Raw genomic sequence first — 15,739 nt, forward strand, 5'->3', positions numbered from 1 at the left:
ATATCAATTACCTACAATCACTACTAGAAAGTTGCCCTTATCAGAGTGCGACGTACATTATTTTTACACAGCATCCCTACACATAAAGTTACAGGACATACCATGGCGTTTAATCTAGCTATTAATAACGATATTGCAGTAATCACCTTTGACGACGGTAAAGTTAACGCCGTAGGCTTTGAGCTTATTCAGCAGTTCAATGACGCCTTAGATGAAGCTGAGCAAAACGCTAAAGCGGTTGTATTACACGGCGGAGAGGGCAAGTTTTGCGGCGGGTTCGATTTATCAGTAATGAAAGCCGACGATAAAGCAAAACAACACGAGTTAGTGTCAAAAGGCGCTGAGTTAATCGTACGTCTTTATAGCTTCCCACTACCTGTTGTCGTTGCTGCAGAAGGTCACAGTATTGCCATGGGCGCTATTATGCTTATGGCTGCCGACTTACGTATTGGTAAAGATGCCGACACTAAATATGGTCTTAATGAAACCGCCATTGGCATGGTGCTGCCGCCATTCGGTATGGAGCTAGCCAAAGCCAGACTTGCCAATACAAGCCAAACTGAAGCCTTGCTCTTCTCGCGCATCTATCAAGGCAGTGAAGCCGTTAAAGCAGGCTTTTTAGATGCAGCAGTACCTCAGGAGCAAGTACTAGCAACGGCCATGGGTTATGCTGAAAAGCTGAAGATGTTGCCTAGACAGTCTTTTGCTGAGTCTAAACTTCAGCTGCGTAAAGAAACGATAGAGAAGATGAAAGCTTAACTCTCAAGTTATAACAACGCGTTGAAACTGGTTGTTTCAACGCGCTGCCTAAAGTAATTACTTTACGGGTCCAGAGCGGCGTTCAATCTCTTCTTTAAGTGCACTTCTAAGGCCCAATTCAAAACTCAATTCAGCAAGCACAAAGAGTGGTCCTATCGCCAGCCCCATTATGTCGTCGACAAAAGCAGGCTTTTTACCCTCATAGTGATGACCAATAAACTGTAGCACCCAACCACCAATAAAAATGCCAAGTGAGATAGCAAGCCATGTTCCCATTTCATTCTGTGCGATAGGTTGAGCGAAATAGACCATAGCCCCCGTGATAAGCGTCATCACTATGCCAAGCTTTATATCTAACTTAATGTAGAACGCATTACCAATTGCCCAAACAAATAGCGCTGGGCTTATGTTCATATCCCCAAAGGTTGGCGCGTTCACTAGAAACGCAGGCTTACTTAGTAGACAGAAAACCGAGAAAACAATTAGCGGAATACCGACATAATGGGTGTATATGTTTCTTTGATCTCTGTGGTACTTGGCGTACTCACTTAAGTGCTGTTCTAAATTTTTCATACTGCGCCAACGTATTATTTGTATTGTGGTAGTTAGTTTACTCTTTGCGAACACATACAAACTGTCGGCTTGACGACAAACATATTAAAACCGACTATGCATTTCCGATTTTTAAGTGAGTAATATTGCTGAACTTAGTTGTGAAAAGCGACTCCTACCGCTATTGATGAATAATAAGTGGAGTTTTCATGAATAAAAGGAAGTACCTTTTAACTTTAGCTGTGCCTGCATTTCTCTCCTTAACGGCTTGTAGTTCAGTTTCTTCAATGTATTCAACTGATGAGCAAGAACAAAATAGTGAAGAGAACAAGCTTGCGCTTTCAGGTAGCCATTGGCAGGTCGAAAGCATAAATCAAGCAGGTATTATCGACTTTAGCCACGTTACGCTTAATGTAAATGTAAGCGGGGATATTAGCAGAATAAGCGGAAGCACAGGCTGTAATCAGTATACAGGGGCGCTCGACGTTGCTAATGCCAATAAAGCTTTCAGTAAAGACAGCAATACTCAACCCTTTTCTGCCGATAAAATTGTACTTACCAGAAAGGTGTGTGCGCCAGCGCTTATGAAACAAGAGCAAGGTTTTGTTGATGCTTTAGCTTCATCGAAAACTTATGCAATATTGGATAACACGTGGCTAGTCCTGTATGACAGTAATGACAATGAAACAGTTAAAGCAATAATCTCATCCCCTTCACAAGGTTCCAATACCGGTAATGCAGGTAAACCCGGGGCAGGAGTTAACAAAAAGCAGGATATTGCCAACAGTTCTACGCAAGCCAATAGCAGAACCTACAAGTGTGAGACGCCAAACGCCAGTATCACAGAGTTGCACGTTAATACGCTTGGCCCAGATACAAAAGCACTCTCACTCAACAATGCACATCATATCGTGCAGCTATCACGCTCTGCATCAGGTGCAAAATATACCAATAACAAAGGTGTGGTGTATTGGAATAAAGGTGATGTTGCCACCGTTTCTATAAACTCTGGCTACTACCATTGTACGATCAACCATTAAATTTCAGGCGGCAGTATTAACCTGTAACACTGCCGCCGCAATTTATTTAAAAAGTTTCAGTAATATTCATGTCATGCTTTGGCGTTTTAGATAGAGTGCCGAGGCCACCACTACTCTCTGTCGAATAGTTTCAATTAAACACTTTTTAATGCTCCATCCTGTTCGAACTAAAAGCTTTAACACAGAGTTCGCGCTTTATTTATATATTTAATGTTAGGCCTTTAATCACTATAAATCAGGCATTTAAGCTGTAAACACACGCACTTAACATCCTTATCACTTGCCGTTAAATATGCTTCGACGTTGAAACAATAGTTAGAACACTATACAATTTATTTTTATTGAACAGCCAATTAAAATAAAAACACTACTAAAGCGCATTTAAATTAACTCCTATAAAGCCTGCAGAAACGCGGCTTAGATAGAGGTGAGGTAAAGAAAGCTAAAGTGGTGTTTATTAAGCGAAGAGCGATTAGTTCGTACGTTTCAAATGCTTAGTGAGAAAAATAGTTTCAACACTATTCATCGTATTGAAACCAAATATGTGTATTAGCTTGTACGTATTTATTTTTCACGCAAAGAGCGCGCTAATTGGCGAGCGTTGTCAGCACTATTAAAAGTAGGAGTTTATGCATGTCATTACCGACTTATCAGAATTTCATTCACGGCAAGCCGATGGCAAACAAAAGCAAAGAGACCTTTGCAGTCACCAACCCCGCAACCGGTGAGGTAATTTACCACGTAGAAGTGGCTGATGAGTTTATTCAACAAGAAGCGATCAAGAGTTCTAAAGAAGGATTTGCGGTATGGTCAGCAATGATGCCTATAGAAAGAACTCGCATTCTTAACAAGGCGGTTGCACTGCTTCGCGAACGTAATGATGAACTCGCTAAATTTGAAGTACTTGATACCGGTAAGCCTATTCAAGAAGCCGATTGTGTAGACATTGAAACTGGCGCTGATGTTATTGAGTATTATGCAGGCCTGGCTCCTACTCAACTAGGTACCCAGCAACCTGTTGGTGGCGACTTCTTTTACACGCGTAAAGAAGCGTTAGGTATCTGCGCTGGTATTGGCGCATGGAACTACCCTATTCAAATTGCTTGTTGGAAATCAGGCCCAGCGCTTGCCGCAGGTAATGCGTTTATATTTAAGCCGTCAGAAGAAACGCCTATGGGTGCGCTTAAGTTGGCTGAAATTTTCACTGAAGCTGGCGTACCTGCTGGCGTATTTAATGTGGTTCAAGGCGCAGCGCAAGTTGGTCAATGGCTTACAAATAGCTCAGACATTGAAAAAGTATCGTTTACCGGTGAAGTGGGCACGGGTAAGAAAGTGATGCAAAGCGCCGCTGCGTCGAACTTAAAAGACGTGACGATGGAGCTTGGCGGCAAGTCTCCGCTAGTAGTATTTGAAGATGCTGACATTAGCCAGGCTATCAGCGCCGCTATGCTAGGCAATTTTTACACTCAAGGTGAAATCTGCACTAACTGTACCCGTGTTTACGTTCAGCGCTCTGTATATCAAGCCTTTATTGATGAACTTAAAGCCCGTACCGAAAAAAATATCATTATGGGTGACCCGCTAGACCCTAATGTAAACCTAGGCGCACTTATTTCTAAAAAGCACCAAGAGCTAGTGCTTAGCTATATTGCGAAAGGAAAAGAAGAAGGCGCAACGCTATTAACCGGTGGTAACGCAGCCTCTCCAGCGTCTGCGCCTAACGGCTATTTTGTTGAACCAACAATTTTCACAGATTGCACCGACGATATGACTATCGTTAAGGAAGAGATCTTTGGGCCAGTAATGAGCGTGTTGGTATTCGATGATGAAGACGAAGTGATCGCACGCGCGAATGATACCGAGCTAGGTTTGGCAGCGGGCGTATTTAGTAAAGATATCCAGCGCGCGCACCGCGTTATCCACCAGTTACAAGCTGGTATTTGCTGGATAAACGCATATGGAAATTCTCCAGCAGAAATGCCTGTAGGCGGCTACAAGCAATCTGGCATTGGGCGGGAAAACGGTGTTGAAACGCTTAATAGCTACACGCAAACCAAGTCGGTTTATGTAGGTATGAACCAAATTGAAAGCCCGTTTTAAATCGCAGTAGGAGTACATATGCAGACATTTGATTACATTATTGTTGGAGCAGGTTCTGCTGGCTGTGTGCTAGCGAACCGCTTATCAGAAAACCCAAAGCACAAGGTGTTGCTACTGGAAACCGGTGGCTCAGATAAAAGCATTTTCATCAAGATGCCAACGGCACTGTCTATTCCTATGAATACCGACAAGTATGCGTGGCAATTCAACACTGAAAAAGAGCCCTATTTAAACAACCGTGAAATGCATTGTCCCCGCGGTAAAGTGTTGGGCGGCTCGTCGTCTATTAACGGAATGGTATACGTACGCGGCCACGCTAAGGACTTTGATGAATGGGAAGCTCACGGCGCAGAGGGCTGGAATTATCAGGCGTGCCTACCCTATTTCCAAAAAGCAGAAACCTGGTACAAGGGTAACGATGCTTATCGTGGTGGCAATGGTGAACTTGGCGTTAACAACGGCAATGAAATGAAAAACCCGCTTTATACCGCCTTTATTAAAGCCGGTGAACAGGCGGGCTACGACATTACAAGCGATTATAACGGTAAGCAACAAGAAGGCTTCGGGTCTATGCATATGACCGTAAAAGACGGTGTGCGCAGCTCAGCAAGTCGTGAATATCTTGACCCGGTAAAGTCGCGTAAGAATTTAACCATAGTGACTGGCGCGCTGGTGACTAAAGTTGTTCTTGATAACAAAGTCGCAAAAGGCGTTGAGTATGTGGTTAATGGCAAAACCGAAACCGCCAATACGTCTAACGAAGTTATCTTAAGTGCAGGCTCTATTGGCTCGCCTCATATTCTGCAACTTTCAGGCATTGGCGATAAAGAGATTCTTGAAAAAGCAGGTATCGATGTTAAACACCACCTGCCGGGTGTGGGCCAAAACCTGCAAGATCACTTGGAGTTCTATTTCCAGTACAAGTGTAAACAACCGATCACGCTAAACCGCAGACTGGGCTTAATTTCAAAAGGCTTGATAGGCGCCCGCTGGTTACTTAACCGTTCTGGTTTAGGCGCAACGAATCACTTTGAATCTTGTGCGTTTATTCGCTCGAAAGCTGATGTAGAGTGGCCGGATATTCAGTACCACTTCTTGCCCGCCGCCATCCGCTATGACGGTAAGTCAGCCTTCGATGGTGACGGTTTTCAAGTACACGTAGGTCACAACAAACCTAAAAGTAGAGGTAGCGTAACCATTCAATCGGCCGACCCGACAGTGCCTCCTAAAATCTTGTTTAACTACTTGCAGCATCAAGATGACATTGAAGGGTTTAGAGCTTGCGTCAGGCTAACGAGAGAAATCATCGCACAGTCAGCTTTCGACGACTTCAGAGACGGCGAAATTCAGCCTGGCGAGCACATTCAGACGGATGAAGAAATAGATGCTTTTGTGCGCGAAGCCGTTGAAAGTGCTTACCACCCGTCGTGTTCATGCAAAATGGGCGAAGACGACATGGCAGTAGTAGATTCTCAAACCAAGGTACATGGCATTAAAGGTCTACGTGTGGTGGATTCATCTATATTCCCCACTATTCCAAATGGAAACCTAAATGCACCTACCATAATGGTAGCAGAAAAAGCGGCAGACAAAATTTTGGGTAAACCCGCTCTACCACCACAAAATGTAGCGGTAGACATACACCCTAATTGGCAAACCGAGCAACGTTAAAGCGATTTCGCACCAGTGTGCTTGTTTTTGCAACAAGCGCACCTTCCACAGTGCCTATATGCCGCCGATTAAGGTGACGATGCATGTAGCTGGGTGGTCTGTTTAATAACGAAAAGAAGGAAAAAACATGTTTCAATTTTATCAATACTGGGAGGGTGATAATGACAGTATGGCTTAGTGCAGGCATTATTTTCACTCTACTTTCTGTAGCTTATATTTTGTTTAAATGGGGCAACATGAAAGTGGTCGGTGTAACGCCAGTAAGAACCTTCACCTTTATTGCTATTCTTTTTACCTCAGGTTTGGACGTGGGTCTTATTATGTTCCCGCTTACTGAATTTGCTGGTTATGCTGACATAAGCGCAAGTCCTGAATATGCCTTCACCAATCCGCTCGCCATTGAGTTTGGGTTTTGGGGGTTCTTAATTTGGGGATTCTACTTCCTTACTTGTTTTTATTTCTGCGTAATCGAACCGAAAGTAAAGTTCTTCGAGCTTCCTATTGTTAAGTTCGTAAACAACATTATTATCATCGGAACCTGTGCTTTTACAGCTTTCTTACTGCTTTCAAACCTTCCATGGTACCTGCCGTCAGTAGGCGACGGTGAATCAGTCGTGCCAGCGTTCTATCTTATTGTGTTCGCAGCTATTGCCTTTGCTGTGTACTCAAGCACAAGTATTAAGTACGTGCGCATTTTAAGCCTGACCACTACATGGGTATTTATCGCCCTCATTGTTGGCATGTGGGCTGCGGCATTTGTGTTTGGCGAAAGTGAAATAACGGCATACTTTAGAAACCTAGGACTTATTGGTGGATATTTTGCGAATATTGATAACTTCGTATTACCCATCAATGATTACCATGAGTTTTATCTATTCTGGTGGTTCAGCTGGAGCATTATGATAGGTCAGTTTACGTCTCGTTTCGTGGGCGGCCTTAAAACCTACCAAGTTATGCTGGCTATGATGGTTATCCCATCTATCCCTATCGCTGCATGGTTTTCGGTATTGTATCACTACCACAGCGCCGGTATTCCAACGGAAGGGATCACGAATATGGCAATGGTATTTGTAGGTATTGTTTTTGTAATCAACTCACTTGATTCACTAATCAGACTTTATACCGACAACCTTAACATGACCGTTGAGCGCATTGGCAAAGGTAATTATATTGCCCTTAACATCGTGGCACTATCGCTGCTTACGCTCTTATTCAAACTAGACTTCTTGCAAATTCAGTGGGTAGGTGCGCTGGTTATAGCCGTCTTCTTTAGCTGCTTTGCGTTCATTTTGAGTCAGAAGTTCAAATCGGTGACGGCTATCAAAACGTCCCCGAAAGAGAACAAAATTGACTTCACAAAAATAGAAAACCTTAACTAAAACATTTCATATTTGTTTATTACCCCTCTTCTTCACTGGCTCAATTTGAGCCGGTGAAGTTAAAGAGTGTCCACTATTTAAAGGGCGTCGATTAAATAAACAACTATGATATACACAACAATGATAAAAACGGGTGTTTAACATGAAAAAATCAAACGTATTTTTACCGTCTGCACGCATACTTGCTGCCATTATTGCGACATTCTATGCTTCGGCATCTCTTGCTGACTGGAGCGCCAACATTTCCGCAGTATCAGACTATACATTCAATGGCGTTAGTCAGACACAAAATGACCCAGCTCTTCAGGGAGGTGTTGACAAAGCCTTCGAAAATGGCACGTACGCTGGAACGTGGGCTTCCAACGTAGATTTCGGCGGTGATACTAATCTTGAATGGGACTTCTACGTAGGTCGTTATCAAATGCTAACCGATGCGGTAAGTATCGACTACGGTATCGCCTATTACTCTTATCACGGCGGCGACGATTCAAGTAACGGGAATTACCCGGAAGTGTACACCAAATTCGGTTATGCTAGTGACTACGGTAGCTCAGAACTGAACTTCTGGTACACGTGGGATTACTTTGGAACAGGCGCTAAACACGCCATCGCGATGGTTACTCATACCTTTGAACTCGCACCCAACCACAATTTACGTGCAAGCTTTGATGTATCAAACTCGTTAGATAGCGATAAGTGGCTATGGAATGGTGATGACACCTCTTTTTACCACTACCGTTTGGCTTACCAAACAAGCTACGAAGGGTTCGATTTCGAAATTGCAGCTGAAAACACCAATCTCGATTTTGATACCGCCGATGAACGCATCGTGTTTGGTGTATCGAAAACCTTTAGCTTCTAAACGTTGACTTGGAAAGTGGTTCTTCAGAACAAGAACCACTTTCCTTAGCTAGTACTATGCGTGCTCGCATTACGCTGCATCAACTGTATTCGGTCAATTTAACTTAGCTATAAGTCGGTTAAAAAGTCCACGCAACAAAGCGGCTCAATTTACTCCCCTGCCCCATATCAACCACTTTACACTGCGCAGCACCGTAATAATCAATACTGGTTTTAATTGGTTTCAAATGGGCACTCTTCGACACCAAGCAGGTGAACCATTCTACATTGTCTTTCACAGAAACACTTTCTTGAACCATGCGCTGAATGAAGGCAAGTTCCCCCCCTTCGCACCAAAGTTCATTCGCTTGGCCCGCAAAATTCAAGTTTGCGTCCTTACCTTGGTAAGCGGCATTTTTACCTTGCAGCTTGGGTGTACGATCTCCTAAACCTTGATCTCGATTACCGGTGAACTTTGCACCACTTCGTTTCTGCTTATTGCGAGTTAAATTAGATGTTTTCCTTCGCGTGCCAGACAGGGCATCTTGGGCAGACTTATGAAACGGCGGGTTGCACATAGTAAAAGTGAACCGTTCGTTCTCTTCAATGACACCTTTAAAAATGTGCGCACTATTGGTTTGTTTACGCACTTGGAATTTATCGGCTAACAGACTATTTTTACTCGCAATGACATTAGCGTTCTTTACAGCAGCTTCATCAACATCGCTACCCATAAACGACCAGTCGTAGGACGCAATACCAATAATAGGATAGATAGCATTAGCGCCCACGCCGATATCTAACCCACGTATATCTCGCCCACGCTCATTTTTTAAATTAGACCTTGCTGATTTTAATAAGTCAGCAATACCGTGGATATAATCTGCTCTTCCAGGTACAGGGGGGCATAAGTAGCCTTCAGGAATATCCCAATACTCAAGTCGATAATAGTGGCGAAGCAAGGCAGCATTAAGTATCTTCACCGCTTGTGGATTAGTGAAATCTATACTGATATTGCCACTTTTAGCTTTAACGAGAAAAGGCTTAAGCGCAGGGTATGACTGGCACAGCGCATCCATTGGATAGCCGTTTATATGGAGATTTTTAGGGTGCATGAAGCGCTACTTTTTGTGTGAAACTAAAAACTGAGACTGAACATTTTCATCAAGCAATTGGGCGCCACTTCCTTGGGCAGCTACTTTATCGTCGGTATTGTAAAGCCTACAGCGGTCTAATGACAAACACCCACAGCCAATACAGCCTTCTAACGACGTCTTCAAACTGGTCAGCGCCGCAATTTTTGCTTCGATATGCTGATTAAACACCGTACTTAATTTTGCCCAATCAGCTTGTGTTGGCGTTCTGTTGTCAGGAAGTGTAAACAAAAGATTCTTTATATCAGCAAGGGAATACCCCATATTTTGCGCAATCAAAATAAAGGAAACTCTGCGAATGACAGAACGAGGGAATGCTCTATTTCCGCCATTTGTGCGCACAGAAGGAATAAGCCCTTCGTTGGCATAATAGCGAATTAATGAAACAGCATTGCCAGTACGTTTAGCAATAAAGCCAATGCTTACCATAGGTTCTGGTGCCATAACGCCCCTTTTCCAATTTCGAAATAGCGGTAAAAAACGCTTGATCTAAAGTTAGCTTTAGATATTAAGCTGTTTTTCGTTGATTATCTACACAAGGAAAAACACATGACAACTGCATACTTAGAGCACACAAATATCACCGTTGAAAACCCAGATGAACTAGCCACCTTACTTTGTACACTATTTGGTTGGAAAGTACGTTGGAGCGGAGGCGCTAAAAACGATGGCTATACGGTGCACGTGGGAAACGATAAAGACTACCTAGCGCTGTACAGACCTAAAACTATTAATGAGATAGAGAGTGATTATAAAACCTTGGCCAACGTTAACCATGTCGGCATTGTAGTTCAAAATTTAGACGAAACAGAACAGCAGGTTTTAGCGCAAAATTTTAAAACCTACAGCCACGGTGATTACGAGCCAGGTAGACGCTTTTACTTTATGGCGCAGCAAAATATAGAAATTGAGGTAGTTTCTTACTGCTAATTTATAAAGCTTATCCCCCCCTCTGGGCCATTCAGAAAGGCATAATAAGATCATATTTTTGATACAGCTGCGCGAGCACATCTTGCTTGCGCAAAGCTTCTAATCGTTCATCAAATGCGGTTTTAAGTGCCAAACCATGTTCAGTGAGAGCGAAAGACCAATACAATTTAAAACTACCTAACTCAGAGATTTCATATTCAGCGCGGTCGTCACGCTCATTTAAAGCAAGTTGCACCAAACTATCTGCTCCAACATAGAAGTCGATTTTCTTCATTGCTAGCAGAGTTAATCCCTTATACGAATCTTCAACTTCCAGTCCCATCGTCGCCTTTTCTAAATAGGGATAGAACACCATATCTTCATAACCAGAACGATAAGCGCCGAGTTTATTATCAAGAGAGTCTCGCCTTAGGGCATCTTCTGCACGGCTTACCATAACTACGGTGTCAATAAGCACTGGGCGCTCAGAATGGTAAAGCCTTTCGGTCTTGTGCATAGCCCCTGTCATATCAATATTACCTTGCAACACGTTATTTACTGTACGCTTCCAAGGGTAATAGTGAATATCTATTGTGTACTCTGGTTCTGGAAAAATTTTATGCACTAGCTCGTTATAAAAGCCGCTTCCGTCGTAGTTTGTGTAGTCTTGCCAATAGTCAGTGCCCCATTTAATAGACGTTTGCGCAACCGAGTGAAAGCTCATAAACATAAAAAGTAGCAAACAAGAATAAAGAGAAGATTTCATCAAGATATCCATTCAGTTGATTTATATATACATAGCGTAGTTAAAGTGATAACGGTATAAAGAATAGCCAATAATTACCAAAACAACGGAATGCATATGAAAAAAATTATATTTCTTCTACTCACCCTTTTTGGTTTCAGTGTACAAGCCAGTTCTGTGCTTTCAATGAAAGAAAGAAGTGCCCTAATCGATAGCATTCTTGAACAACGCTTCAGTGATGTACTTCCCCACATTATGGAGCGGGAAGGCATCGACATGTGGGTGTTGATGTCACGGGAATACAACGAAGACCCGGTTTTAAAAACGATGCTGCCTTCTACTTGGGTTTCTGCAAGACGTCACACCATGTTAGTCATTTATAACCCAGGCAATGGTCAACCACTCGAACGTTTGACCGTAGCAAGATACGCGGTAGGCTCGCTATTTAAAAAAGCGTGGGATAAGGAAGCACAACCTGATCAGTGGAAAGCCTTGAAACACATCATAGGAGCCCGTAACCCCGCGAAAATAGCCATAAATACGTCAAATGCATTTGCTCTTGCAGATGGCATGACTGCTACGGAACACGAAAAATTTATAGGCGTACTTTCTAATGAACTAAAAAGCCGAGTAGTGAGTGGTGAAAGGCTTGCTATAGGCTGGTTAGAAACGCGCAGTGACCTGGAAATGCAGTATTATCCCGTACTCACTCAAATAGGTCACTCGCTGATAGCGACAGCATTTTCAAATGAAGTCATCACACCTAACGTAACCACTACAGACGATGTTGTTTGGTGGCTTCGGGATCAAACTCGAGCCTTAGGGCTCACCAATTGGTTTCATCCTACGGTTTCCATCCAAAGACAAGACAATGAAGTGTTTGATCAAATCAGTGCTTTCAGCAAACGTCCCGGAGAGAACATCATACGACCGGGCGACCTGATACACGTTGATTTTGGCATTACCTACTTGCGACTTAACACGGATCAACAGCAGCATGCCTACGTATTAAAACCTGGAGAAAAAGACGCGCCAGCGTCACTTAAAAAAGCACTTGAAGCGGGTAATAAGCTGCAAGACATTTTGACCAGTAATTTTAAAGTAGGCAGAACGGGCAATACTATTTTGAGTATGTCGCGACAGCAGGCTATCGAACAAGGGATCACGCCCGCTATTTATACTCACCCGCTTGGTTTTCACGGGCACGCGGCAGGCCCAACAATAGGAATGTGGGATGCTCAAGAAGGCGTACCAATTAAAGGGGATTACCCGATGTTTGCACAAACGGCCTATTCTATAGAGCTCAATGCGGCCAGCTTTATTGAAGAGTGGAACAAAGAAATTAGAATTATGCTGGAAGAAGATGCATTTTTTGACGGTAAGTCAGTAACCTATTTAGATGGTAGGCAAGCTGAGTTTCATTTGATTCAGTCTGATGAAAATCAATAACTACAGGTGGATACATTACCCCTATTTTGAGGCCTTTACATAATGAAAAAACTGAACTGTGTGGCTAAAGGTTAGCCGATGAGGAAAGACTTACGTGAAATTAAATCGAGCGAAGCGTAAAGTGTCAGGCCTTTCACCCTTTCAAGCGAAAGGCCATGAAACTGTACTAAATATTAGCAGTAGGTTGCTATCCTAAAACGCAGTCTTATTCAGCAGCAGTGCGAACAACTACATTCTCTGCACTGTATTCACGAACAAAATCAGACATTGTTTTGTGGTTACAGATAATGTTTTCACCTTCCAAACCAAACTTGGCTAGCGCGGCTTCTTTACCTACTGAAAGCGCTTCTAAACACGCTTGTGATGCTACATCTTGGTTCTTAGCAACAAGTGCTACCGTTTTCGCGTTTTCAGTCGCCTTGTTGTTTTTGTACATGTAAGCAAAGGTGCGAAGTGATTCGCCGTTACAACGTACAGATGCACTGAACTCTTCTGCATTAAAACCTTTTGAACGGATAAGACGCAATGCAGGGCCAAAACCATCTTTAGCCGCAGTTAAACACGCTTGTGTTTCGATGTTGTCGTTAATTGGCTTTAGTACTACATCTTTTGCGAAAGATTGAGTAGCAGCAACAGATAGTGTTAGAGCAGTAGCGAAAGTAGACAGTTTCATTTTTGAATTCCTATTTTGTAACTAAATTAGATATCACTTAAGTGATGTGTACATTATGAACAACACTTTCGAAAAATAAAGCACTTTTCGTAATTAAATTACAGAAAAATGGAATTAAACATACAGATCACGTCAAAAATGAAAGTTATTTACAAAAAATAACATCATTTATATAAAAATTTACATATAAGTCTTTCTAGTTACAGGTGTAGGGTCGCAGACGCACAAAAAAGCGCGCATGAAATTGCTTTTCAGCGCGCTTGGTTTTGTAAATGACAATAAATAAAATCGAGTAGCAAAGTAATCTTTAAAGTTTAAATCTATAGGATGAGATCGTGCATCCAGTTAAGTGAAGGTAACTGCTGTTCTGGTTGGTAGAAAAGTCGGTTGAGTCTGCCCAGTAAATTAACAGAACGACTGGGGTCGTGCGCTTTCACCCTGTGCTCGCTTTCAGTAAGCATGAACTCCCATGGCTGAAGATTGAGGTTATCTACTTCTTGTTGCGTGACGCCCAGTGACTGCAGCGTTGACAAAATTCGCTCCGTTTTGCTTTCTGCAATTGGAATAATTTTTTTACCATAGAGAGCATCGAGTGGCTCATTGATGGCTTCTAACGTGTGATTTATTGCTGCCCAAACTTCATCGTGATCAAACGCCCAGCCTCGTGGAGCATAGTAACCCTCTATTTCCCATTCAAATTCAGCGTTGCTAACCGCAATAGAACTTTCGGCCTCTGGAGAATAGGCCAAATCTGGCTTAGCGCCGATATTATAAGCATCTACGCTCATGGCGATACAAATAATCAACTCGCCGCAGTGTTGCTTATTTGTATAAAGCGCTTCAAATGCCGCACGCTTAACGCCCATCCAACCATGCACTTTTGAAGGTTGTTCAACAAAGTGCCTGACATCATCGGGTAAGTCTTCGCCATACGCGTTTATGAGCAAAGGCAGCGGATTTTGATCTGGCGCTTCTTCTGGCATCCAGACTTCGTATTCTTGACGGTTATCAGCTTTTCCGCGACTTTTTATTCCATAGGACAAATTCACAGGACGACAAATGCTTCTGTCTTCGTCCACTTTATGAAAATACTCAGAGCGCATACGTTTGATAAACGGAGCATCTAGACCTGCTAACGCTGCTGTTGGATAGCGATAGCCTATTTCGCTATGTTCAACCATGTGCAACGTTGAAATGGCTTGTGTTAGCTTATTTTTAAGCCCTGCCAGTGCGTTCACTTTTGGAAGAACAATGCTTCTTTCAGGCTCTATAGTAAGCCTGCTTCCATCTTCGGTTACGAACTTTGGGGTTTTATGAAATTCAAAGTCTGAAAACCCTAATCTATCTACCGCAGCGTTTCTATATTGAGAAAGCTCACTGAAAAGCGCGGTATGATTACGAATATGTTTAAACAACGGTCTTGATGCGGTCATATTTACTTCCATTTCAGCTGCTTCCGTTTTAATTCAGCGTTTACTCACCTAACTTTGGTTTAAAAAGCGAAGCCATATCTGTGCGCCCATATCATCGTATTTTTTTACAAGGTTACGGTAACGCTCACGCATTGCTACATCTACAAATGGTGTTGGTAGCAAAGGGTCAAACACCAAGTGGTATAACGATCTATCTCCTATCACATAAGATTCTTTGGTTGCTTCTTCAAGGGGTAAAGACGGTAATCGAGCAAGAGATTTCTCTATTGCACTACATCCGTTTTTGTATAGCGACGCTAAGTTTAAGTGGCGCCACAGCCCCATCGCCTTGCCTTGTGTCTTACTGTCAAAGTCTTTAGCGTTAAACACTAGCGTCTTACTCGATAGGCCAAGTGAATAGAGTTTGTCTCTTACTTCGCCTGCTCCGCCTGAAAAATTGTTGGGTCTAAGATAAATATCGTTTGCCAGCTTTCTCATGCCCATAAGCCTGAGTGCGCGTTCGTTAGTTCTTTGCTGCTTTTTATCACTTTTAGGAATAGTACTGGTTTGAGCGACAACCCAATCGTTTTGCCAAGGCACAAGCTCATTCTCATCTTCTCGCCACTGGTGTATTTCTTTAGCAAAACGAATGCCTTCGTCGCCTAGTTTGTAATAACCGCGTTCAACCAAGGTGATTAGCTGAGCAGACTGCAAGCGGGTTAGCGTTACTCGAATATTGTTTTCAGAAATACCAAACAATGCCCCCACGCGAACGGCTGCACTAGCATTCATTTGAATATTGTCACGGGAACCCAGCAGCTTTAGCAGTAGCTTTCGTGCGACGGGCTTTTTCTCTTTTTCTAGCAGCAAGTTCTATTTACTTCTTTGTTTAAGATAGGACCTAAATACTTAATCAAGCCTCAATTCAGTTGATTACATAAACCATTTGAGGCCAACCACGTAACTTCCATCATTATATAAACACACGCAAGGCACAAACATTACATTATTTGTTAATTAATGACTATTTATGTAATATTTGATGTAGAGACACAG

At 42.7% G+C, this 15,739-nt stretch carries 15 protein-coding genes; 8 read left to right on the forward strand and 7 right to left on the reverse strand.

Annotation, left to right across the window (positions count from 1 at the left end):
* The first annotated feature begins 102 nt into the window (after positions 1-102).
* Positions 103-759, forward strand: a complete 657-nt coding sequence (locus ACXAFM_RS03760) for a crotonase/enoyl-CoA hydratase family protein (protein WP_474827034.1) — start codon at positions 103-105, stop codon at positions 757-759.
* A 57-nt stretch (positions 760-816) separates the two neighbouring features.
* Here the strand turns inward: ACXAFM_RS03760 and ACXAFM_RS03765 are convergent, their stop codons facing one another.
* On the reverse strand, positions 817-1,332 hold the full coding sequence (locus ACXAFM_RS03765; protein WP_474827036.1) for an Mpo1 family 2-hydroxy fatty acid dioxygenase: 516 nt from the start codon (positions 1,330-1,332) through the stop codon (positions 817-819).
* A gap of 188 nt (positions 1,333-1,520) precedes the next feature.
* Here ACXAFM_RS03765 and ACXAFM_RS03770 point away from each other — a divergent pair, with 188 nt between their 5' ends.
* From ACXAFM_RS03770 to ACXAFM_RS03790, 5 genes are all read left to right on the forward strand, one after another.
* Positions 1,521-2,351 (forward strand): META domain-containing protein, encoded by an 831-nt coding sequence (locus ACXAFM_RS03770; RefSeq protein ID WP_474827038.1) that lies wholly within the window; start codon positions 1,521-1,523, stop codon positions 2,349-2,351.
* 633 nt (positions 2,352-2,984) lie between these two features.
* Positions 2,985-4,451: a betaine-aldehyde dehydrogenase gene (betB, locus tag ACXAFM_RS03775; protein WP_474827040.1), complete on the forward strand. Its 1,467-nt coding sequence runs from the start codon at positions 2,985-2,987 to the stop codon at positions 4,449-4,451.
* Positions 4,452-4,469: 18 nt separating this feature from the next.
* Positions 4,470-6,122 (forward strand): choline dehydrogenase, encoded by a 1,653-nt coding sequence (gene betA, locus ACXAFM_RS03780; RefSeq protein WP_474827042.1) that lies wholly within the window; start codon positions 4,470-4,472, stop codon positions 6,120-6,122.
* A gap of 161 nt (positions 6,123-6,283) precedes the next feature.
* Entirely contained in the window at positions 6,284-7,501 is a 1,218-nt protein-coding gene (locus tag ACXAFM_RS03785) for a BCCT family transporter (RefSeq protein WP_474827044.1), read from the forward strand.
* A 142-nt stretch (positions 7,502-7,643) separates the two neighbouring features.
* Positions 7,644-8,363, forward strand: a complete 720-nt coding sequence (locus tag ACXAFM_RS03790) for a TorF family putative porin (RefSeq protein WP_474827046.1) — start codon at positions 7,644-7,646, stop codon at positions 8,361-8,363.
* Between the two features lie 118 nt (positions 8,364-8,481).
* Here ACXAFM_RS03790 and rlmF read toward each other — a convergent pair whose 3' ends face one another.
* Both rlmF and soxR read right to left on the reverse strand, forming a co-directional pair.
* Positions 8,482-9,456: a 23S rRNA (adenine(1618)-N(6))-methyltransferase RlmF gene (gene rlmF / locus ACXAFM_RS03795; protein ID WP_474827048.1), complete on the reverse strand. Its 975-nt coding sequence runs from the start codon at positions 9,454-9,456 to the stop codon at positions 8,482-8,484.
* 6 nt (positions 9,457-9,462) lie between these two features.
* Positions 9,463-9,939 (reverse strand): redox-sensitive transcriptional activator SoxR, encoded by a 477-nt coding sequence (soxR, locus tag ACXAFM_RS03800; protein WP_474827050.1) that lies wholly within the window; start codon positions 9,937-9,939, stop codon positions 9,463-9,465.
* A gap of 105 nt (positions 9,940-10,044) precedes the next feature.
* On the opposite strand from soxR, the gene ACXAFM_RS03805 reads away from it, so the two are divergent.
* A complete protein-coding gene (locus ACXAFM_RS03805) occupies positions 10,045-10,425 on the forward strand; it encodes a VOC family protein (RefSeq protein WP_474827052.1) in 381 nt (126 codons plus the stop codon).
* A 31-nt stretch (positions 10,426-10,456) separates the two neighbouring features.
* On the opposite strand, the gene ACXAFM_RS03810 is transcribed toward ACXAFM_RS03805, so the two are convergent.
* On the reverse strand, positions 10,457-11,170 hold the full coding sequence (locus tag ACXAFM_RS03810) for a substrate-binding periplasmic protein (RefSeq protein WP_474827054.1): 714 nt from the start codon (positions 11,168-11,170) through the stop codon (positions 10,457-10,459).
* A gap of 96 nt (positions 11,171-11,266) precedes the next feature.
* On the opposite strand from ACXAFM_RS03810, the gene ACXAFM_RS03815 reads away from it, so the two are divergent.
* Positions 11,267-12,598: a M24 family metallopeptidase gene (locus ACXAFM_RS03815; protein WP_474833443.1), complete on the forward strand. Its 1,332-nt coding sequence runs from the start codon at positions 11,267-11,269 to the stop codon at positions 12,596-12,598.
* A 205-nt stretch (positions 12,599-12,803) separates the two neighbouring features.
* Here ACXAFM_RS03815 and ACXAFM_RS03820 read toward each other — a convergent pair whose 3' ends face one another.
* From ACXAFM_RS03820 to ACXAFM_RS03830, 3 genes are all read right to left on the reverse strand, one after another.
* The gene (locus ACXAFM_RS03820) at positions 12,804-13,271 is read right to left on the reverse strand and encodes a DUF3718 domain-containing protein (protein ID WP_474827057.1); all 468 of its coding nucleotides are present in this window, start codon (positions 13,269-13,271) and stop codon (positions 12,804-12,806) included.
* 320 nt (positions 13,272-13,591) lie between these two features.
* Complete coding sequence (locus ACXAFM_RS03825; RefSeq protein WP_474827059.1) at positions 13,592-14,704, reverse strand: hypothetical protein; 1,113 nt, start codon at positions 14,702-14,704, stop codon at positions 13,592-13,594.
* Positions 14,705-14,752: 48 nt separating this feature from the next.
* Positions 14,753-15,553, reverse strand: coding sequence for a PaaX family transcriptional regulator (locus ACXAFM_RS03830; protein ID WP_474833446.1), 801 nt, complete (start codon positions 15,551-15,553; stop codon positions 14,753-14,755).
* Positions 15,554-15,739: the final 186 nt, after the last annotated feature.

The organism is Alteromonas sp. ABD4_190 (genome assembly GCF_056160105.1).